The sequence below is a fragment of the Arthrobacter sp. Sr33 genome (assembly GCF_054511195.1).
In genome coordinates, this window is record NZ_JBTNDD010000001.1 from 352,213 (window position 1) to 371,959 (window position 19,747).

21 protein-coding genes are annotated in these 19,747 nt (G+C 63.2%); 15 read left to right on the forward strand and 6 right to left on the reverse strand.

All coding sequences use genetic code 11. The annotated features are described in order from the left end of the window. Nucleotides 1-16 precede the first annotated feature (16 nt). Complete coding sequence (locus ACX80T_RS01790; protein ID WP_035766517.1) at nt 17-574, forward strand: dihydrofolate reductase family protein; 558 nt, start codon at nt 17-19, stop codon at nt 572-574. 121 nt (nt 575-695) lie between these two features. Here the strand turns inward: ACX80T_RS01790 and ACX80T_RS01795 are convergent, their stop codons facing one another. Next, nucleotides 696-1,751, reverse strand: coding sequence for a lactonase family protein (locus tag ACX80T_RS01795; RefSeq protein ID WP_459303553.1), 1,056 nt, complete (start codon nt 1,749-1,751; stop codon nt 696-698). Between the two features lie 93 nt (nt 1,752-1,844). Between ACX80T_RS01795 and ACX80T_RS01800 the strand changes: the two genes are divergently transcribed. The 5 genes from ACX80T_RS01800 to ACX80T_RS01820 all read left to right on the forward strand — a co-directional run bounded on the left by ACX80T_RS01800 (nt 1,845) and on the right by ACX80T_RS01820 (nt 5,743). Continuing rightward, nucleotides 1,845-3,311: a cryptochrome/photolyase family protein gene (locus ACX80T_RS01800; RefSeq protein ID WP_024475996.1), complete on the forward strand. Its 1,467-nt coding sequence runs from the start codon at nt 1,845-1,847 to the stop codon at nt 3,309-3,311. 80 nt (nt 3,312-3,391) lie between these two features. Beyond that, nucleotides 3,392-3,844 (forward strand): phage holin family protein, encoded by a 453-nt coding sequence (locus ACX80T_RS01805; protein ID WP_237742085.1) that lies wholly within the window; start codon nt 3,392-3,394, stop codon nt 3,842-3,844. A gap of 187 nt (nt 3,845-4,031) precedes the next feature. Then, on the forward strand, nt 4,032-4,283 hold the full coding sequence (locus ACX80T_RS01810) for a hypothetical protein (protein ID WP_019482128.1): 252 nt from the start codon (nt 4,032-4,034) through the stop codon (nt 4,281-4,283). Nucleotides 4,284-4,286: 3 nt separating this feature from the next. Beyond that, complete coding sequence (locus ACX80T_RS01815; protein WP_024475998.1) at nt 4,287-5,201, forward strand: FHA domain-containing protein; 915 nt, start codon at nt 4,287-4,289, stop codon at nt 5,199-5,201. An 8-nt stretch (nt 5,202-5,209) separates the two neighbouring features. Continuing rightward, the gene (locus ACX80T_RS01820; RefSeq protein WP_024475999.1) at nt 5,210-5,743 is read left to right on the forward strand and encodes a 2'-5' RNA ligase family protein; all 534 of its coding nucleotides are present in this window, start codon (nt 5,210-5,212) and stop codon (nt 5,741-5,743) included. Here ACX80T_RS01820 and ACX80T_RS01825 read toward each other — a convergent pair. Then, the gene (locus ACX80T_RS01825; protein WP_019482131.1) at nt 5,740-6,660 is read right to left on the reverse strand and encodes an AEC family transporter; all 921 of its coding nucleotides are present in this window, start codon (nt 6,658-6,660) and stop codon (nt 5,740-5,742) included. The genes ACX80T_RS01820 and ACX80T_RS01825 overlap by 4 nt on opposite strands. Nucleotides 6,661-6,758: 98 nt before the next feature. Beyond that, complete coding sequence (gene purB, locus ACX80T_RS01830; protein ID WP_024476000.1) at nt 6,759-8,183, reverse strand: adenylosuccinate lyase; 1,425 nt, start codon at nt 8,181-8,183, stop codon at nt 6,759-6,761. 169 nt (nt 8,184-8,352) lie between these two features. On the opposite strand from purB, the gene ACX80T_RS01835 reads away from it, so the two are divergent. Next, nucleotides 8,353-8,661, forward strand: a complete 309-nt coding sequence (locus tag ACX80T_RS01835; RefSeq protein ID WP_024476001.1) for a hypothetical protein — start codon at nt 8,353-8,355, stop codon at nt 8,659-8,661. Continuing rightward, on the forward strand, nt 8,658-9,986 hold the full coding sequence (locus ACX80T_RS01840; RefSeq protein ID WP_156911174.1) for an alpha/beta hydrolase: 1,329 nt from the start codon (nt 8,658-8,660) through the stop codon (nt 9,984-9,986). The genes ACX80T_RS01835 and ACX80T_RS01840 overlap by 4 nt, the downstream gene beginning before the upstream one ends. Here the strand turns inward: ACX80T_RS01840 and ACX80T_RS01845 are convergent. Beyond that, entirely contained in the window at nt 9,963-10,355 is a 393-nt protein-coding gene (locus ACX80T_RS01845) for a phage holin family protein (protein WP_019482135.1), read from the reverse strand. The genes ACX80T_RS01840 and ACX80T_RS01845 overlap by 24 nt on opposite strands. A 51-nt stretch (nt 10,356-10,406) precedes the next feature. Here ACX80T_RS01845 and ACX80T_RS01850 point away from each other — a divergent pair, with 51 nt between their 5' ends. The 5 genes from ACX80T_RS01850 (at nt 10,407) to ACX80T_RS01870 (ending at nt 15,478) form a co-directional block, all read left to right on the forward strand. Then, complete coding sequence (locus tag ACX80T_RS01850; RefSeq protein WP_024476003.1) at nt 10,407-11,546, forward strand: histidinol-phosphate transaminase; 1,140 nt, start codon at nt 10,407-10,409, stop codon at nt 11,544-11,546. Between the two features lie 119 nt (nt 11,547-11,665). Then, nucleotides 11,666-12,838 (forward strand): pyruvate dehydrogenase (acetyl-transferring) E1 component subunit alpha, encoded by a 1,173-nt coding sequence (pdhA, locus tag ACX80T_RS01855; RefSeq protein WP_024476004.1) that lies wholly within the window; start codon nt 11,666-11,668, stop codon nt 12,836-12,838. Next, nucleotides 12,839-13,813: an alpha-ketoacid dehydrogenase subunit beta gene (locus ACX80T_RS01860; protein ID WP_019482138.1), complete on the forward strand. Its 975-nt coding sequence runs from the start codon at nt 12,839-12,841 to the stop codon at nt 13,811-13,813. Between the two features lie 9 nt (nt 13,814-13,822). Beyond that, nucleotides 13,823-15,217: a dihydrolipoamide acetyltransferase family protein gene (locus tag ACX80T_RS01865; protein ID WP_116777996.1), complete on the forward strand. Its 1,395-nt coding sequence runs from the start codon at nt 13,823-13,825 to the stop codon at nt 15,215-15,217. A 24-nt stretch (nt 15,218-15,241) separates the two neighbouring features. Then, entirely contained in the window at nt 15,242-15,478 is a 237-nt protein-coding gene (locus ACX80T_RS01870; protein WP_133185410.1) for a hypothetical protein, read from the forward strand. A 7-nt stretch (nt 15,479-15,485) separates the two neighbouring features. On the opposite strand, the gene ACX80T_RS01875 is transcribed toward ACX80T_RS01870, so the two are convergent. Both ACX80T_RS01875 and ACX80T_RS01880 read right to left on the reverse strand, forming a co-directional pair. Further along, complete coding sequence (locus tag ACX80T_RS01875; RefSeq protein ID WP_116777995.1) at nt 15,486-16,748, reverse strand: aminotransferase-like domain-containing protein; 1,263 nt, start codon at nt 16,746-16,748, stop codon at nt 15,486-15,488. 103 nt (nt 16,749-16,851) lie between these two features. After that, nucleotides 16,852-17,820, reverse strand: a complete 969-nt coding sequence (locus ACX80T_RS01880; protein WP_024476007.1) for a helix-turn-helix transcriptional regulator — start codon at nt 17,818-17,820, stop codon at nt 16,852-16,854. A 604-nt stretch (nt 17,821-18,424) separates the two neighbouring features. Here ACX80T_RS01880 and ACX80T_RS01885 point away from each other — a divergent pair. Together ACX80T_RS01885 and ACX80T_RS01890 are read left to right on the forward strand one after the other, a co-directional pair. Continuing rightward, nucleotides 18,425-19,423 carry a lantibiotic dehydratase C-terminal domain-containing protein gene (locus tag ACX80T_RS01885; RefSeq protein ID WP_024476008.1) on the forward strand — a complete coding sequence of 333 codons (999 nt, stop codon included), beginning with the start codon at nt 18,425-18,427 and terminating at the stop codon, nt 19,421-19,423. A gap of 49 nt (nt 19,424-19,472) precedes the next feature. Beyond that, entirely contained in the window at nt 19,473-19,664 is a 192-nt protein-coding gene (locus tag ACX80T_RS01890; RefSeq protein WP_019482144.1) for a hypothetical protein, read from the forward strand. Nucleotides 19,665-19,747 lie beyond the last annotated feature (83 nt).

Below are 19,747 nucleotides of genomic sequence, written 5' to 3' on the forward strand. Positions count from 1 at the left end.
ACGATGGGAGCAGCTGATGCAAAGAGGAAAGTGGCAGGGGCACGTCTTTATCGGAATGAGCGTCGACGGGATGATCGCCCGCGCAGATGACGACCTCGACTGGCTTACCGGCAGCCCCAGCGACGCTGCAGATCCGGAGGAGGCAGGGTTCTCGGACTTCATGCAACTGGTCGATCACATGGTGATGGGCCGCAGCACCTATGACATCGTCAATTCCTTCGGCGAGTGGCCTTACGGTGACACCAAGGTTCTGGTGCTCAGCACCACCCTTGAGTCCGACGATCCCCGGATCGAGGTGGTGCGGTCCCTCACCGAGGCACTGGCGAGGCTCGACGACGGCGGCGCCCGGCATGTCTACGTTGACGGCGGCAGAACGGTGCGGACGTTCCTGGCGGAGGGCCTCATTTCCACTTTGACGCTCACTCGGGTGCCGGTGCTGATCGGTGACGGTAAGCCCCTCTTCGGCTCAGTTCCCGCCGACATCCAGTTGACCCACGAGGAGACCAAAGTCCTGACCGGCGGTGCCGTCCAGTCCCGTTACCGGGTGAACGGTCCAGCAGGCAGCACATCGTGAATATCGGCCCGGCACGGCTCAAAAACACCCGGCACGGACTCAGAAAAGTGGCCGGGCCGCAGCCAAGTGGTGTCGCCACCACGAAGCTGCGGGTCCAGTACTTTTCTAGGCCGAGAAGGAGCTAGTCCAGCGGTGAGAACTCGATCCACCGCGGCCCCGGGGAGCAGCCATGGCTCCCGCGTTCGTGCAGCAGTCCGCTCTGCGGGTCGATCGCGTACAGGGTTATCCCGTCCGAGGCCTCCCCGCATGCCAGCAGAAACCCACCGGTAGGGTCGATGTTCATCCCGCGAGGCTGGGACTGCGTGGGGGTGGTGTCGACCAGGGTGAGCGTGCCATCGGGTGCCACGGCGACGACGGCGATGGTACTGCTGGTGCGCTCGGTGCTGTACAGGAAGCGACCATCGGGGGACACCTGCAGCTCAGCGCACCAGATGGCGTTGGCTGCCGGTTCGGGCCCGGACCCGTCCCGGACCCGTCCGGGCACCAGATTCAGTGAGGGGGAAATCGAGGAGATCCGCTGCTGCTCGGTCAAGGCGCCAGACTCGGGGTCCCGGGCGAACGCCGCGATCTCCCCGGACATTTCGTGGAGCGCGAAGAGCGTCGCGCCCGACGGTGAGAAGCGCAGGTGACGCGGGCCGCTCCCGGCAGGGGTGGCAATCTGGCCGTGATCAGTCAGCGTGCCCGTGGCCGAGTCCAATGCCCACCAGGCAATGAGGTCATCACCCAGGGCGGTGGCGTAGGCAAACCGACCATCGGGGCTCGTGACGACGGCGTGGGCGTGGGCCCCGGGAGCCTCGGAGGTGGCAGTGTCCGGCAGCATCCTGCCGTCGCCGTCGAGCTTCATCACACTGACCAGGTGGTCAGTATAGGACGCGCCCAGCAGGTGGCTGCCCGATGGGTCGACACCCAGATAGGCCATCCCGGCAATCAGAGCGGCGTTATGAGCCGTGGCGAGGCTGCCTGAGCTTGAGTCGATGGATAACGCGGTGACCGAGGGCGGGGAAGTGGCGAGAGCGGCGTAGAGCACTCGGCTGGAGGGGTGTATCGCGAGGCATTGAACCTTCACGCCCAGCGGCAAGGACTGGCCGGTCGCCAACGTTCCGGAGGCTGTGTCCAGCTGGAAAGTATCGATGCTCCGGCCGTCGGCGCAGGCAACATGTACGGCGAATCGAGTCATATGGCTCAGCCTAGCAACCGAGCCGCAGGACTCCCCGGATGTGCGAGCATTGCAGCGGTGCAGACGCATGTCAGGCGGGACGAAGGAGTTGCAATGCACGTTCAGTTGGTATTCCCCCACCAGCTCTTCGAAGAGCACCTGGAGGCCCCCTCGTCGCGCCGTTTCATTCTGGTTGAAGACGACCTGTTCTTCCGCCAATACCGCTTCCACCAGCAGAAACTGGTCCTGCACCGGGCGAGCATGCGCCTTTTTGCGCAACGCCTGAAAGATTCAGGTCACGCTGTGGATTACCTCGAAACGTCAGCAACCCAGGCGAGTCAGGACCGGCTGGGCGCCCTTCTGGGCGAACTTGGCGCCACACGGTGTACCTACTACGAAGTTGTGGACGACTGGCTGAACCAGCGGCTCGCCACGACCCTGAGTGACCTTGGCCTGCCTGCTCAGATCGAAACCAGCCCCGGTTTCCTGCTCAGTAGTGAAGACATCGGCGGCTACTTCAGGGCCAACGGTTGGCGCATGCAGAACTTCTACGAGTGGCAGCGCCGCCGGTTGGGCATCCTGGTCGAGCCCGATGGCAGCCCGATTGGTGGGCGGTGGAGCTTCGACTCGGAGAACCGCAAGAAGCTTCCGAAAGGGATGACGCTGCCGGACCTTCCCGTGTTTGACCGTTCGGATGAGGTGCTGAGTGCGCTGGAGTGGGTGGCTCAGGAATTCCCCGACAACCCAGGAGCCGCTGGCGGGTTCAACTGGCCGGTCACCCACCAGGAAGCGGCCGCTGCCCTGGAAGCGTTCTTGAATGACCGGTTCACGAAGTTCGGCCCCTATGAGGACGCCATCTCGGCCCCTGATTCCTTCCTGTTCCATTCGGTGCTGAGCTCAAGCCTGAACCTGGGTCTGCTCAGCCCCCTGGAAGTGGTTGACGTGACCCTGGATCATGCCGCGCGGCATGACACACCAATTGCCAGCGTCGAGGGCTTCATCCGTCAGGTCATCGGGTGGCGCGAATACATGCGCGCCTCCTACCTGCTGCGTGGCCGTGAAATGCGCACCATCAATACCCTCGGGTTTGAGCGTCGCCTCGACGACGGCTGGTGGACCGGGGAGACCGGGCTGGAGCCGGTCGACGTGGTCATCAAGCGAGTTGACGCCACCAGCTACGCGCATCACATTGAGCGACTGATGGTGCTCGGCAACGCAATGGCCCTGTTGCGGATGCACCCGGACGACGTCTACGAATGGTTCATGGCGATGTTCATCGACGCCTACGACTGGGTGATGGTCCCGAACGTTTACGCGATGAGCCAGTTCGCGGCCGGCAACATGATCACGACCAAGCCTTACGTGAGCGGCAGCAATTACCTGAAGAAGATGAGCAATTTTCCACCGGGCCCGTGGCAGGACAGCTGGGATGCGCTCTACTGGCAGTTCGTGAATGATCACCGCGAAATGTTCAGCCGGAATCCACGGTCCTCCATGATGGTCAGCCTCTATGACAAATTCGACGACGACAAGAAGGTGCGCCTGCAGAACGAGGCAGCACGGTGGTTGCAGGGCAAATAGGCGCATCACCGCCGCGGGCTGCATAGCGCACGCGTCGTGACGAGACCACCCGATACGGGTGAGCCCTGAAGGAGACCTTGATGGCAGGATGGGCCTCACCGAAGCGGGTAAGAAGCCCGAGAGAAAGTGAAATGCTCATGATCCGGTTTCTGTTCCATGTCGTCATCAATTTGATTACTGCGGCCATCGGTCTACTTCTGGCTGCGTGGCTTGTCCCCGGGGTGACTCTGCAGCTTGCGGGTTTCATCGTCGCCACTCTGGTATTTGCCTTCGCGCAGGGCATCCTGGGGCCATTTGTTTTCAACGTCGCGCGACAGTACGCGTCGCCCATCCTGGGTGGGATAGGGCTGGTGACCACGCTGATCGCCCTTTTCGTCGCCTCCTTCTTTCAGGGAGGGCTGGAGATTCGAGGTGTCTCCGCCTGGGTGCTCGCAACTCTGATCGTGTGGATTGTCACCGCGCTAGGAGGCTGGATCCTCGGAGCGATCTTTCTCAAGAACAGGAGCGCACGGCGCAAAGCTGAAACTCAATAGCGGAATGACCGGTGATGTCGCGATTTCAGGGGAAACGCGGGAAGTGCAGACTGTGGTCAGTAGCTTGGTGAGCTATTGGATTTTGGGGGGGTGTTGCCGCTCGGGGTGTCGTACTAAGGTTGGATTGTTAGCGTCAGACGGGTAGAGGGCGTCTGTCATAGTGCACGCTCCAACGAAGGAATCACTCATGACCGAAAACATTTCCCCCGCCAGCCAGGACCACCACAACATCCGGGACTGGGCAGATCTTGCCGAGGAAATGTGGACGTACCTCACCGGCAAGGGCGCAGCCGTAAATTACAGCTTCATCGACATGACCGTCGAGGTACCCCGGGATATTGGTCCCGACGCCCCTCGCGCCACATGGAAGCTGAACGGAACGTTGCGGGTCACAACCAGTGACAACGATGCAGCGGGCTCAGACACCCACCGCAGCTGAGCCATGACCGCAAAGATCCGGTTGGAGATCGATCTCGAATTTTCGGTGACCGAACCAGCAACGCCGGACCGCTCCCCCTCAACGATCAACGGGACCGTCAAGGCGGACGGATCGACCGTCGAGGTGTATCTCGATACGCCCGAGGCTTTTGGCGGGTCTACCCTTCCCAGCCTCGACGCCGTCCGGGAGTTGGCCAAAGCGTTCGCTGACCAGGGCGTTGCCGTATCGGTGTCCGGCCCCAAGGGGAACCTCGTAAGCCTCGGCGCCGTCAAGGTCTCGCGGGCGCAGCGGCTCCTGACCCGGTCACCCCACATCCGGCTGGGATCCCTCAGCGCACTCAAACCCATGGCCAAAAGCGTGCGGGCCTCAGGGAAGTCCGACGCCACCAACCTGCTGCCGCCGTCGACCCCGTTTCCCCTCGTGCCCACGGTGAACCGGAAGATCCGTCGGCGGGTGACCACCACCCACCACACGCCCGGCAGCGGGCGTGCCCGGCTGATCTTCGTCCAGGATTCAGCGACCTGGAATGGGCAGGTGCCACGGGAGTTCAACCTGGGGCCGGTGTCCACCACGATCGGCAGCGGAGACGGTGTCGATCTGGTATTGCCCGGCCTGGACGCCGTGCACGCCGAAGTGGTGCACAACGACGCCGACGAGTACGTACTCATCCCGCATGGACCGGTCAGCGGCAGCGTCAACCCCTCGGGGCCGTCGGTGCTCCGGACCGGGGCGCGCATCCAACTGGGTCAGTGGTGCCTCGCCTATTTCCGTGAGGAGTACGCCGATCATGGGCGGCCATTCGGCGGGCGCAGCGGAGGGGAACTGGCATACCAGCGACCGCAGTTCGATCCGCGCACCGGCAGGACCGAGGGTGACGGCTCAGAAGGCGTCGGGGACTTCCGCCGCCGGCCGCGCTAAACCGCTCGGTGGACAGCATTGAACTGCTGCTCGATGAGGGATCCGAGCAATTCATCCTGCGCGAGTGGGAGGCGCTTCAGGCGGCTGGACTGCCCAGCAGGGCTTCCCACCGTTCTCCACATAACCGTCCGCACATCACCCTCGTAGCCGCACCAGCCATCACCGGCAATCGGGATGAGCAAACAGGGGCAGGTCTGAACCTGCCCCTGGCGTTCACCTGCGGTGGGATGTTGCTGTTCAACGCCGGGCGGAAGGGCTACGTGCTGGCACGGCAGGTGATCTGCACCGCCGAACTGCTGATGCTCCATCGCGGAGTGCACGACGCCGGTGCGGTGGCTGGCGCGGCGCACACCTCGCTGCCCGGCAGGTGGATCCCGCACATTACGCTCGCGAACGCGGTGCCGGGAGAGCAGCTGGCAGCAGCGCTCGACGTCGTCGGCGCACCCATGCCCGAGGGCAGCGTGGTGGAGGCACGGCGCTGGGACAGCCAGGCCAAGACCATCACCTCACTGGCTCATCTCACCAACGCGACAAGCGGCTAGGTCAACAACCAGGCAATCACAATCAGGGCTGGCACCGACAGCATCGACGAAATCAGGATGACGTCCCTCGCGACAGTGATTCCGCGGTTGTATCGGCCAGCGAACAGGAACACGTTCTGGGCGGCGGGCAGGGCGGCCATGACCACCGCGCCAAACACCAGCTCATCATCCAGCTGAAACAGGAAGTTGCTGAGCAGGTAGGCAGTCGCGGGCATGACGAAGGTTTTAATGAGGGTCGCCACGATGACCTCGGTGCGGCCCTCGCTGGCACGCAGCGGGCGGCTCCCCCGCAGCGACATGCCGAACGCCAACAGTACGAGCGGAACCGCCGCCCCGCCCAGCAGCGCCAGCGGTTCCCAGATCAGTTGGGGCACGTCGAGGTCAGCCCATCCGACGGCCAAACCAATGAATGAGGCAACGATCATCGGGTTGCGAAATGGCTGGGTCAGAACGTTTTTGACCGAGGGCTTCCGTCCCGAGGAGAGGTCAAGAATGGTGAGATAGAGCGGAGTCAACAGAAGCAACTGCACCAGCAACACCGGGGCGACGGCCGTCGCGTTGCCCAGCGCGTAGACAGCGATCGGGATGCCGATGTTATTGGCGTTGACGTAGGAGCCTGCCATCGCACCGATGACTGTTTCGGCCGCTGGGCGCCGGAACCAGATCCGGCTCACCACTACATACAGGAGCGCCGCGACCACGGCAGTGATGAGCGCGATTGGCAGGTAGGCGGACAGGACCGACGTAAGGTCAGCGTCCGCGAGAATGGTGAACAGCAGGGCCGGATTGGTGATGAAAAAGGCCGTCTGGGTGAGAGCCTTTACGGTCTCGGGCCCACCGATCCGCAGGCGGGCAGCAATATAGCCCGCCAGGATCACCGCTCCGACTATCGCGAAGCCCGCCAGTACGCCGCTCAAAGGCCCTCCGACCGCAGTTGATGATGGGGAAAGTTCGGATGAGACCCGGGGCCTCGGGGTGCATCCGTCCCGTCGCTGTGGGGGTCGTTCGGTCGGTACTACCTGAGGTGGCCGACGAGCTGTTCAGCGATCCCCGTGTAGGTGGCGGGAGTCAATGCCATCAGTCGGGTCTCCGCCTCGGCTGAAAGCCCCAGGCCGGAAACGAACTCCTGCATCCGGGCGCCATCGACACGCTGTCCACGGGTCAGCTCCTTCAGGCGCTCGTAGGGGTCATCCATACCCGGGACACCGGCGATGCCCTCGGCCCGCATGACCATCTGAACGGCTTCACCGAGTACTTCCCAGTTGGAGTCGAGATCAGCGGCCAGCACTGGACCAGCGACGTCGAGCCGCTCCAGGCCCTTCGCCACATTCGACAGTGCCAACAGCGAGTGACCGAACGCGACACCAATGTTCCGCTGCGAGGATGAGTCGGTGAGGTCACGTTGCCACCGTGAGGTGACCAGGGTGGCCCCCAGTACGTCCAACAGGGAACAGGAGATTTCGAGGTTCGCTTCGGCGTTCTCGAATCGGATCGGGTTCACCTTGTGCGGCATCGTGGAGGACCCGGTGGCGCCTTCCACCGGAACCTGGGCGAAATACCCGATCGAAATGTAGCTCCACACATCGGTGCAGAAGTTGTGCAGGATCCTGTTGAAACGAGCCACATCCGCGTAGAGCTCAGCCTGCCAGTCGTGGGATTCAATCTGGGTGGTCAGCGGGTTCCAGGTCAGCCCCAGCCCCTCGACGAAATCCCGTGACACCCGCTGCCAATCGGCACCGGGAACGGAGGCGTAGTGGGCGGCGAAGGTGCCGGTCGCACCGTTGATCTTGCCAAGGTACTCAGTGCGTTCGATCCGTTTGAGCTGGCGGTCCAACCGGTGCGCGACGACGGCGAGCTCCTTGCCCAGCGTGGTCGGAGTTGCTGGTTGACCGTGGGTGCGCGAGAGCATGGGTACGGCTGCCGACTCGCGTGCCATTTCAGAGATCTGGGCAGTCAGGGCCCGGGCGGCGGGTAGCCAGACGTTCTCGACGGCACCCTTGATTCCCACGGCGTAGGAAAGGTTGTTGATGTCCTCCGAGGTGCAGCCGAAGTGGACCAGAGGTTTGAGGGCCGATATTCCGATCTCGGGGAGCCGGCGTCCAATGAAGTACTCCACCGCTTTGACATCGTGGACTGTCACCCGTTCCAGTTCGGCGAGCTCGGCGACCGATTCTCCGTCGAAACCGGTCACGATCTCCCGGAGTGCCGCCTCCTGATCGGACGTCAGGGGTGCGGTTCCCGGCAGGACGGCATTGCGGGTGAGGTGGATCAACCACTCCACCTCCACATGGACGCGGTCCCGGTTCAATGCTGCCTCTGAGAGATAGTCGACCAGGGCCGCCACGGCACCGCTGTACCGACCGTCCAGCGGGCCGAGAGCCAGCGGAACGCCCGACTGGGTTGAAGTCGATGCGAGGTTTACTCGGGAAGTATCAGCCATACCCAGATCATTTCACGATCTGGAGGGTGCCTGCTGTCGTGTGACTTGCCCCCGCCTCCAGCCAACGCACTGCGCCAGCTCACATAGCAACGCTTTCGCCCACGGCTGCCCTGCTGCGGGGGTACCGTTCGAGTGATACAGCCCCGGTTAGGACAGACAGGGAGATTCAATGAACGGTGCGGCTGGGTTACCGTGCGAGCCCTGGGCGACCGACAGTGGCACCGCAGTAGCGCTCAGCGCCCTGGTCCTGCTCCAGGCTGACGCGGTGGATAACGTGGCGTCCCGGATGGTGGAGGTTGCCGACCTTGAGTGGGAATCACCGGCGGGCCGGAACTATCGGGATTACGTTCTGGTCCAGGCGGGAGGAGTGCGCCTGTGCGGTGCACTGTTGCGAGACGCCGCGATCGGTGTCGAATCGTTCGCCGCCACGCTCAGAAGCTTCGAGTACAACCGGTACCTGGCGCAGCAGCTGCCATGAGGGCAACGGGCGACCTTTTGCCAGTCAACCCACCACCGGAACCGGTGGAGTCCAGCATCGTCGTCAACGGTGGAGTAGGAAGCATCAGGTTCCAATGGTCGGAGCTACGGCAGGGAACGGTACGGCTCGGGCTCCTGGCCGACAGCATCAGCGATATCCTCCAGCAGTGCGGGGAGCTCCAATGGCGGCTCCAAATGCTTCTCAAAGAGCAGGACCCGACCGTGCGGGGCGCAGGGGTCGGCGCCGTCACCGGCCTTGACGATGCGCGGACCGCGCTGGCGGCAGCCGAAGACGAACTGCGGGACACAGCCCAGCGGGTTGAAGCGTGCCGACTGGCCTACGAAGCGGCCGAGGCTATGGCTCGCCTGGCTTCGGCCGCAGCCAGGACCGCTCTGGGAGAGGTCGAACGGGACCTGGCTCGGGCCATCAGCCTCGCCAATGGTGGCGACCTGGCCGAACCCAGTGCGTTGAGCGTGGAACGGCTATCGCCTGTTGCCGGGCTGACACTCGACGGCACAGTGCCCGCGTTATTGGATCGGGTCCAGGCGGTCAATGCAGACGGACCAGGAGCCTTCGAGGTGCTGAAAGTTCAGGGACCGGAGGGGTCGGTGTTTGTCGTAGTGCTGCCAGGCACCCAGGGGTCGTCCATCACCGCCAGCACCCAGCCCTTCGATCCGACCGGAATCGTCGAGGCGGTCCAGTACGACAGCATGTTTGTCACCGAGGCAGTGGGAGCGGCGCTCGCCGAATCTGGAGCCGTCCCGGGGGACCGGGTGATGGTCGTCGGCTACAGCCAGGGCGGAATGCACGCAGCGAACATTGCCCAGAACCCGGGCTTCGTGGAAACCTACCAGCTTGAGCTGGTGTTGACCGCGGGATCTCCCACCGGCCGGGAACCCTCCGGTGGGGCTCAATACCTGCACCTGGAGCATGCCGACGATTGGGTCCATCAGGTGGATGGCACCTCGAATCCCGACGAACGCGACCGGGTGACGGTGACCCTGCGGGATCCGGTCGCAGGGATTCCCGACGGCGACAAAGGGTTGGGCGCAGCGCACAAGCTGGGCACCTATCTGGCCGGGGCCGAAGCGGTCGAGGCCAGCAGCCACCCCTCAGTGGTAGCGACCGTCGCCACACTCAGGGCTGCGATCGGTCCCCGGGTCCCGGCCGAACGGCATGTGTTCATAGCCCACCGCCCATCGGTTGAGGGGCGTACCTCCTCGACTGACCAGCGGCGACGGGGACATCGGTTCACGCCTGGTCCGGCCCCTGAGCCGGGCCGCTCGGTGGGTGGACCCCAGCTACCTGCGAGTGCCAGTGAGTGACCCTGCCACCATCGAGACCACGCTGATGATGAGTGAGCCGAGGACTGCGGTCCAGAAGAAATCGTCAACCGAGAACAGAATTGGGGTGAAAGAGGTCAGCCACGCGGTGAGCATCAGCATGCCTGCGTTGATGATGACGGTGAACAAACCGAGCGTCAGGATGGTGAGCGGGAGGGACAGCAATGCAACGATTGGCCGGACCAGCGCATTGACGATACCGAAAACCAACCCTACGAACAGGTAAGACAACACGACTCCGGTGGTATCCCCACTGGACGCCGCTCCTCCCACCTCGATGCCTGGAAGAAGCCAGGCCGCGACGAAAAGCGCCAGCGCATTAATGAGGATACGCACAATGAACTTCAGCATGACCCAATGCTGTCATAAGGCTCAACCCATGCCCAGCGATAAGCTGGACCTATGACTACACCAGAGCGCCAGGGCGACGACGCCGGGGCACAGGAACCTTCAATCCATCCCCGCAGCGTGTTGGGCCGCCTGCCACGCTATGCGGCCGGCAAGCCGCCGGTCGTTGTCGAGGGCCTGCAGAGCTACAAACTTTCCTCCAATGAGAACCCCCTCCCACCGCTACCGTCGGTGCTAGCGGCGATCGCGTCGCAGACGCACATCAACCGCTATCCAGACCCGATGACCACCGCGCTCCGGACGGCGCTCGCGTCGTTCCTCGCCGTCCCCGCCGATGACATTGTTGCCGGCGCAGGAAGCCTGGGCGCGTTGAACCAGGTCCTGGCCACGTTTGCGGGGCAAAACGACTACGACGCGGCCGATGAAGTGATCTATCCGTGGCGCTCATTCGAGGCGTACCCGATTTGCGTTGGGCTGGCCGGGGCGGCCGGTGTGCAGATTCCACTAAACCAGGATGGAACCCACGACCTCGAGGCAATGCTTGCGGCAATTACTGACAGGACCCGCGTCATCCTGCTGTGCACGCCCAACAACCCCACCGGACCGATCCTTAAGGCGGCCGAGGTCGCCTCGTTCCTGCAGCGGGTGCCGGCGCATATCGTCGTCGTCATCGACGAGGCTTACCAGGAGTTTGTCAGGGACGCCGAGGCAGTGGACGGGCTCGCGATGTACCGGGAGCACCAGAACGTTGTGGTGTTGCGCACGTTCTCCAAGGCGCATGGCCTCGCTGGGCTTCGCGTGGGGTACTCCGTCTCGCAGCCGGAACTGACTCAACATCTCAGGGTGAGCGCCGTGCCGTTTGCAGTCTCCCAGATCGCTGAACAGGCTGCGGTCACCTCCCTGGAGCATTTCGACGAGGTGAGGGAGCGCGTCCAGGGGATTGTCGATGAGCGGACCCGGGTGGTCGAGGGCCTGCGGGAGCTGGGCTGGACTGTGCCCAACGCCGAGGGAAACTTCGTCTGGCTCGCGCTTGGCGACAACACGCCGGAATTCGCGGGACTCGCTGAACAGCGGGCCTTGTCGGTCCGCGCCTTCGGCACCGAGGGGGCCCGGGTGAGTATTGGCGAGCCCGAAGCCAACACCCGTTTCCTTGACCTTTGCGCTGCTTACCCACATGGGCCCGGCCTTTCGTAGAGCGTCATAAATGGGTTGAGCACGATCACGTGACTAGTGTGGACGAGGTACATGCGCATGAGCGTATGTCCCAGCGATACATTCCATTCAAGGTATATAAGGACGGGGAGGGAGCACGTATGGACGTTGTGCAATCGACCGCAGCCGGGCTGGACAGCAACGGAAACGGCGTGGGTCCGGCCGGTGCTGGATTGGACACCCCGGACATGGTCCAGCTGATGACCGCAGACGGCGATCTGCTGGACGATGCTCGGTTCAGCGACTATGCCCCCGATCCGGACACCTATCAGGGCCTGTACCGGGACATGTTCCTGATCCGCCGGTTCGATCAGGAGTCGACTGCGCTCCAGCGGCAGGGCCAGCTAGCCCTCTGGGTGCCACTGACCGGCCAGGAAGCCGCGCAGATCGGCTCGGGTCGCGCAATGCAGCCACAGGACTATGCCTTCCCTACCTACCGGGAGCACGGCGTGGCACTGACCAGGGGAGTCGACTTACCGGACATCCTCAAGCTGTTCCGCGGGATCACGAACGGTGGCTGGGATCCCCGGAAGCACAACTTCCAGCTCTACACGCTGGTGCTGGCTGCCCAGACCCTGCACGCTGTCGGCTACGCGATGGGGATTCAGCGGGACCGTACCGCCGATCCTGCCGTCCCCGCGGCGGCATCGGTCGCCTATTTCGGGGATGGGGCCAGCTCCGAGGGTGACGTTCACGAAGCGATGGTCTTCGCCGCCTCGTTCAACGCCCCGGTGGTGTTCTTCTGCCAGAACAACCACTGGGCCATCTCGGTGCCCTCGGACGTCCAGACCCGGGTACCCCTGGCCCAGCGCGCCTCGGGCTACGGGTTCCCCGGCATCCGCGTCGACGGCAACGATGTCCTGGCAGTCAGTGCGGTCACCGCCTGGGCGCTGGAACATGCCCGGCAGGGCAAGGGGCCGGTGCTCATCGAGGCGTTCACCTACCGGATGAGTGCCCACACGACAGCCGACGACCCGACCAAGTATCGTGCCTCCGCTGACGAAGAATCATGGCTGGCGCGTGATCCTCTACTCCGGTTGGAAACTTATCTCCGAGCCAACGGCACCGCCGACTCGTTTTTCGAACGACTTGAGGCGGAGGCGGCGGAGCAGGCCGGCCGGCTCCGTCGCGCGGTCCTCGCCATGGAAGCACCCGATCTTAGCCAGCGTTTCGGCACGGCTTATGCCGAGCCGCACCCCCTGGTTCAGGAGGAACTGCGGTTCTGGCAGGACTACGAGGCTGGATTCGCGCCAGAGAAGGATGGAGGTCGCTAGATGCCGGTCATGACCATCGCCAAAGCGATCAACGAGGGCCTCCGCGCCTCGCTGGAGGCTTCCCCGACGACGCTGCTGATGGGCGAAGATATCGGCGCTCTCGGGGGCGTCTACCGCGTGACCGAGGGCCTGAAAGCCGAGTTTGGCGCAGATCGCGTAGTCGATACGCCGCTTGGCGAGTCAGGCATCATCGGGACAGCCATCGGGTTGGCCTTGCGCGGCTATCGACCCGTCTGCGAGATTCAGTTCGACGGGTTTGTCTTCCCGGGGTTTAACCAGATCACCACCCAATTGGCGAAGATGCATGCCCGCAGCGACGGAATGCTCCGAGTTCCGGTGGTCATCCGGATCCCTTATGGGGGCGGGATCGGTAGCGTTGAACACCACTCCGAGTCACCCGAGGCGTTGTTTGCGCACACCGCAGGACTGCGCATCATCACGCCCTCCAACCCCCAGGACGCCTATTGGATGATCCAGCAGGCCATCGAGTGCGACGACCCGGTGATCGTCTTCGAACCGAAACGACGCTACTGGCTCAAGGGGGAGGTGGACCTAACCTCCCCATCCGGGGACCCGTTCACCGCCCACGTGCTGCGTGAAGGCACGGACGCGACAGTGGTGGCGTACGGCCCGCTGGTGCCCGTTGCGCTCGCCGCCGCAGCGGCTGCAGCGGAGGATGGACACAGTATCGAAGTAATCGACCTTCGGTCGGTGTCACCGATGGATTTCGACACGGTGACGGCATCAGTCCAAAAGACGGGACGGCTGGTTGTCGCCCATGAAGCGCCCACGTTCGGCGGGATCGGCGGTGAGCTTGCGGCCCGCGTGACCGAACGCGCCTTCCTTTCGCTACAGGCCCCCGTGATGCGGGTAGGAGGCTTCCATCTGCCGTATCCCGTGGCGCGCATGGAAGAGCACTACCTGCCAGATATTGATCGGATCCTCGAATCCGTCGACCGGGCCCTGGCCTACTAGAGGAACCCCATGACACTCAATACGTTTAATCTCCCCGACGTCGGGGAAGGGCTCACCGAGGCAGAGATAGTTCAGTGGAAGGTCCAGCCAGGCAGCGTCGTCGCGATCAATGACATCATCGTCGAGATCGAGACTGCCAAATCCCTGGTAGAGCTGTCCTCCCCGTACGCGGGCGTCGTCGCGGAGCTTCTAGCCACGGAGGGTGAGACCATCGACGTCGGCTCGCCGATCATCTCTGTAGCGGACGGCGACGACGACGCACCGGCTCCCCAGATGCCCGGCGAGTTATCCACCCCGCCGGCGACCACTCATCCATCAGCCGCGACGGACGCGTCAGCCACCAGCGGCTTCGCAGCCGACAGCGGACAGCCTCCGGGCGCCCAGGAGCCACCGGAGGCCGGCCCACTGGTGGGAACCGGCCCGAAAGCTGATGCGGTGAAGCGGCGGCCTCGACGGGCTGACGCAGCGCCAATGCAGGCTCCAACTCCGCAGTCCGCCCCGCCGGCTGACGGGGCGCAGCCAGCCAACCGGGTGCTGGCCAAACCGCCGGTTCGGAAGGCGGCCCGCGATCTCGGAATCAACCTGTCCGATGTCGAAGGGACTGGCCGCTCGGGCGAGGTGACCAAGCGGGATCTCATGAGCTACCAGGCGCAGCGCGACGCCGAACAGGACGGCGCCAATACCTTCTGGGAAGCGACCCAAAAGCCTCAGGACCAGCGGATTGAACGCGTGCCCGTCAGAGGTGTCCGCAAGGCGACCGCCAAGGCGATGGTGGACAGCGCCTTCTCGGCGCCGCACGTCAGCATCTTCGTGGACGTGGACGCCTCCCGCACCATGGAGTTCGTGAAGCGGCTCAAGGCTTCCCGGGACTTCGAGGGAATCAAGGTGTCGCCCCTGCTCATTCTGTGCAAGGCAGTCATCTGGGCCGCCGCCCGCAACCCGTCGGTCAATGCGACCTGGGCCGGTGACGAGATCCTCGTCAAGCACTTCATGAACCTGGGCATCGCTGCCGCTACTCCTCGCGGACTGATGGTTCCGAACATCAAGGATGCGCAGGACCTGACGTTGAAGGAACTCGCGATCGCCCTCAATGAGCTGGCGACCACTGCTCGTGCGGGAAAGACGCAACCAGCCCAGATGCAGGGCGGATCTCTCACAGTCACGAACATCGGCGCACTCGGGATCGATACAGGGACGCCAATCATCAACCCGGGAGAGGTTGCAATCGTGGCCTTCGGCACGATCAAACAGAAACCGTGGGTGCTCGACGGAGAAGTTATCCCACGGTGGATCACCACATTGGGGGGATCGTTCGACCACCGGGTGGTGGATGGCGACCTCAGCGCACGCTTCATGGCCGACGTCGCCTCCATCCTGGAGGAGCCTGCGCTGCTGCTCGACTGAGGTTGTGCCCTAGGCTGGTTTCCGATGCCAAATAACCCCAGTCCGAGCCAGCGCCCCGACCGAGAAAATTCGGGGGCGCCGTCGCCCACCGGTTCCTACCTCAAGCGGCTGTTGCCCATGCTGCTCGCCGCGTTCATCGGCTCAACCGTGCTGCAGTGGCTCTTCCCGGAACTGAACTTCGTGGTCCGGTTGCTGATTCTTGCCGTCCTGCTGCTGGCGGTCTCGGTTGTCCTGGACCGGTTGCGTTCCCGCAACAGGTAGCCTCCGCTTACGCATGATTCGATGCGATCGCTTCCTGGAGGATCGGGGCAAGACGCTCGATTCCCGTGACGATGTCCTCGCTGGAGACTGCGCTGAAGGCAAGCCGCAGCTTGTTCGACGGGGCATCGGAGGGGGTGAAAGCGGCACCGGGAATGAACACCACCCCCGCGTCGATTGCCTTGTACAGCAGGGGGTAGGTGTCGATCCCTTCGGGCAGGGTTACCCAGATAAAGAAGCCCCCATCGGGACGCGTCCACGACACCGACGCTGGTAGGTGCTGCGCCAGGGCACTCAGCATGGTCGAACACCTCTCGCTGTACAAGGCTCGCGTGGTCTCAAGATGACCCAGCCAGTCGTAATCGCTGAGATAGGCCGAAACCAGCATCTGGGTCAGCGGGGATGGACAAAGCACCACAGCTTCGCACGCCAGATAGAACCGACGATGCAGGTGCCTGGGCACCAACGCCCAGCCGAGCCGCACCCCGGGGGCGAAAATTTTGGAGAAGGACCCCAGATAAATGACGTCGTCGGGGTTGCCTTCGCGCAGCGGGGTCAGCGGCTTGCCATCAAAGCGCAGCAGGCCGTACGGGTTGTCCTCCAGCACGAGGATGTTGTGTTTTTTGCAGATGTCGACAATGACCTGACGGCGACTGGCCTTCAGGGTAATCCCGCTCGGGTTGTTGAAGCTGGGGATGGTGTAGAGGGCCTTGATGGTTCGGCCCTCCGACTGTAGTTCGGTGATCCGCTGTTCGAGGGCTTCGGGGATCAGGCCGTCGTCGTCCATGGCCACCGCCTGGACATCCACCTGGTATGCCTCGAAGGTGTTGAGCGCTCCGACATATGTGGGGTCCTCACACAGGATCACATCGCCTGGGTTGCAGAAAACCTTGGCGGCGACGTCCTGCGCTGACTGCGATCCGGTTGTGACCACGAGGTCTGCCGGGTCGGCGTCGGTAATTCCCTCGGCCGCCATGACCTCGCAGATCTGTTGGCGAAGCTTTTCCATCCCCTGGCCACCGCCGTATTGCAGCGCCTCCAGGCCGTGCTCGGCGATGATCCGTTGGGCAGTGTCGCCAAGCTCCTTCAGGGGAAGCGAACGCAGGTAGGGGCTTCCTCCGGCGAGCGACACCAGCCCGGGTTGGATTGAAATGTCGAAGACATCGCGCACCGCAGACTGTTTGATGTTCGCAGCCCGATCGGAGAATAGAGCCTCGTGTCGATGAGCTGAATCAACTGCGCGGACCAGCGCTGCTTCGGTTTCGGCCGGCATGGTCGTTGGGTCAAGTTTTGCCTGTGAGTTCACTCACGCAGTCTAAGGCAGGGGTTAACTAATGAGCAACGGGTGTTGCCTGTTGTAGGTATTCTCCCTGTGGTCAGATCCAGCCCGCATCGCGGGCCTTCGCGCCCGCCTGGAATCGACTGTCAGCCTTCAATGCCTCGAGCATCCAGGCAATGTGCCGTCTGCACGTGCGTACACTGAGATCGAGGCGCCGGGCAATAACCTCATCCGAGTAGCCGGCAGCGAGGCCCGCAAGAATTGCCTGCTGGGTTCCATTGAGCGGCGACACCGTATCCTCCTCCGTTGGAAACGGCTCGGCGAACTCCCAGGTGAAGTTGAAGAACCGAATGAAGACGTTCACCAGGTTAGGGTCGCGGATCATCATCGCGGCCTTGTCGTCGCTCGTCAGCTGCCGAGCCACCACAGCGAGTTTCCGGTCGAAAATCAGCATCCTGAATGGCACCGACGGCAAAGTGCGGAACTCGCCGCCCTCCGCAGCAATCGCTTTCACCGCCTTGCGGGTCGGCATGTGGTCGCGGGTACTGAGGTCGTAGAGGTTCCTGCGGTTCACGCCCTGCTTCAGCAGGTCGACGTCCTTCCTGACGTTCTCCTCCTGGAAATCTGCATTCGCGCCCTGGCCGGGGACAGCCATCAACACGTGCTCGGAAACGTCCCGACCATACTCGATCAACACCCGTTGAATCAGGTGCGGGTCCTCGAGCACCTCAACCGATGCGCTGGAGAGGACGTCCCTGCGGGCTTCGAGGTAGAGGGGAACCAGGCCGGATAGCTCGAGGCGCCTGGTGTTGATCCGACTCTTCAAGTCCTGGACGAGGCGCTCGTCAGCGTCAACCAGATCGGCCAGCGCGACGTCGGGCGAAATCGCGACGAACGCGTCCGAATCCGCTGCATGTGAGCTGAGCAGCTTCCGCTCACTGAGCTGGTTCGTCGCGGAATCAATGTCCCTCAGGGTGTAACCAAGGGCCTCCGAGGCACCCTGACGCGTCCATCCGGGGTGGGCGACGGCGTAGCGGTAGAGCTCTAGACCTAGTCCGTCGAGCATGAACATTCCTCCCCGGTATGGCGGCACACCTGCCTGTAGCCTACCGACCTGTTTCCTCGCGGGGCGATTCGGTTGTGCAGCGCCGCCTGATAGGTCGATCATGGCGCTGTAAAACATGACATGTCCACTTTATGACACAGTGCTTGATGCCTGTCGCGGTTCCGCCCCAGGAGCGGATTTCCCTTGGACGGGTGCGGGTATTGGGGTCTTGCGAGCGTTGGTTGCGCCGGCAGAAATCTGCCATTTAGTCATCTTTAGGCCATGTCCAGAACAGGGTGGTTATCTGGCTGGACATCGATAGAGCCAGCGGCTCATGGTTGTGGGTATCGGCATCACTTCCGCCGACGCACCACCACATGTGGCCACTCAAGGGGGGTTCTCGTGAAAAAGATTGTCGGCACAGTAGCCGGTCTTCTAGTCGTCATGAGTGTCGTTGCCTCTACCAGTCCCGAGCTCAGCGCGGCGAACTGGGAATGGCCTAAAACGGTGATGGCAGACAACTGGGAGTGGCCGAAATAGCAGGTTGTTTTGACCGATTCCCGTCGGGATGGCAGCACTTAGACTCGCCCCAGTGGCGGTGACCAACATCCGGAAGGAGAGAGCTATGAGTCAGCTGGTTGCAGTTCGAAACGCCTCACGAACCGCCAACAGCACTCAATGGTGGCATCTCTCGCTCTTTACCGGTGGCTTCGATGTAGCGGACGGCATCATTGAAGATCTGGTCACCCCACTGGCGGCGCAGGCTCAGCTTTTGGGGGCCAGCCGTTGGTTCTTCACCCGGGGTGAGGAACCAACGGTGCCTCAGGTGCGGCTTCACGTTCTTGCCAGTCCCGCCGCAATTGCCAGTCTTCAGACCTCGCTTGCCACCTTCCGGGCCCGGGCCACCGCGGGGGACCTTGGCGGCGCAAACCCCAGCGCTGTGGCTGGGTTGCACGTCCGGCAGTACCTCTCCTCACCAGCGGGCAGCCAGCTGCCCCCGGGCTCCGATAAATCCAGTGGCAATGAGATCAGAAGGAAGCTGGAAGCCGACCTCGAGAAATACGGTGGGGTTGCAGGTCTCCAACTTGCTGAAGAGGTCTTCGAACTCTCCTCCGAGCTGGCCTCATGGGCCAGCCGACGTTTCCCCAAGATGCACAACCGATCGGCGTTCGGTGCGCTGATCCTTTTCGACTCTGCACGGAGCATGATGAAAGGCCCACGATCTGCTGGTTGGCCTGACCGGCGGCGAATCAGCTGGGACTTTTATTGGAACAGTCACCTCAGAACCTGCACCGCTGACCTGGGCCCCCGCGCGGTGGGCGTCCGTGAGGCCCTGGCGGCACAGGTGGAGGTCCGGGCTTCAGCCTTCCACGGCTTGATGGCGGCCACCGCTGCCGAATCTGCGGCGCATAACTGGCGTCGCAGATGGTCCCGCGGGATCGACAATTATCTTTACCGCGCCGACAAGGCCCAGGTGAGCCGCAGCGCTCAGCACCTGACCGTTTACCAGGCGCACCTGACGCTGAATCGGCTGGGCTTTTCTACCCGTGAAGAGGCAGTCCTCGGTCTGTACGCCCGGTCATGGGGCATCGAACGCGAGTCACCCACTTACCGACAGAATTAGGCCAGACCCAGACCCGACCAGCAGGGCACCACGGAAGGATTAGAGCACCATGGCGATTAGCAATGATGTCATCCTGGCAACCGATGTGCGGGAACTCAGTGAGGCTCTGGGGTGCTCACCGGACACCCTTGAGGACATGCTGGTGCAGGGTGTGCTCGCTTCCCGTGGCGAATTGTGGGAGGTTGGACCGGCCAGGGACTACCTGCGCGATGCCGCCTGGGCGGACAGCCTCTGGTCCTGACTGCCTCTGGTTCTGACTGCCTCTGATTCTCACTGCGGGCGGTGTTCATTGCGGCTGAGGTTTATCGAACAGTCGAGGATCGA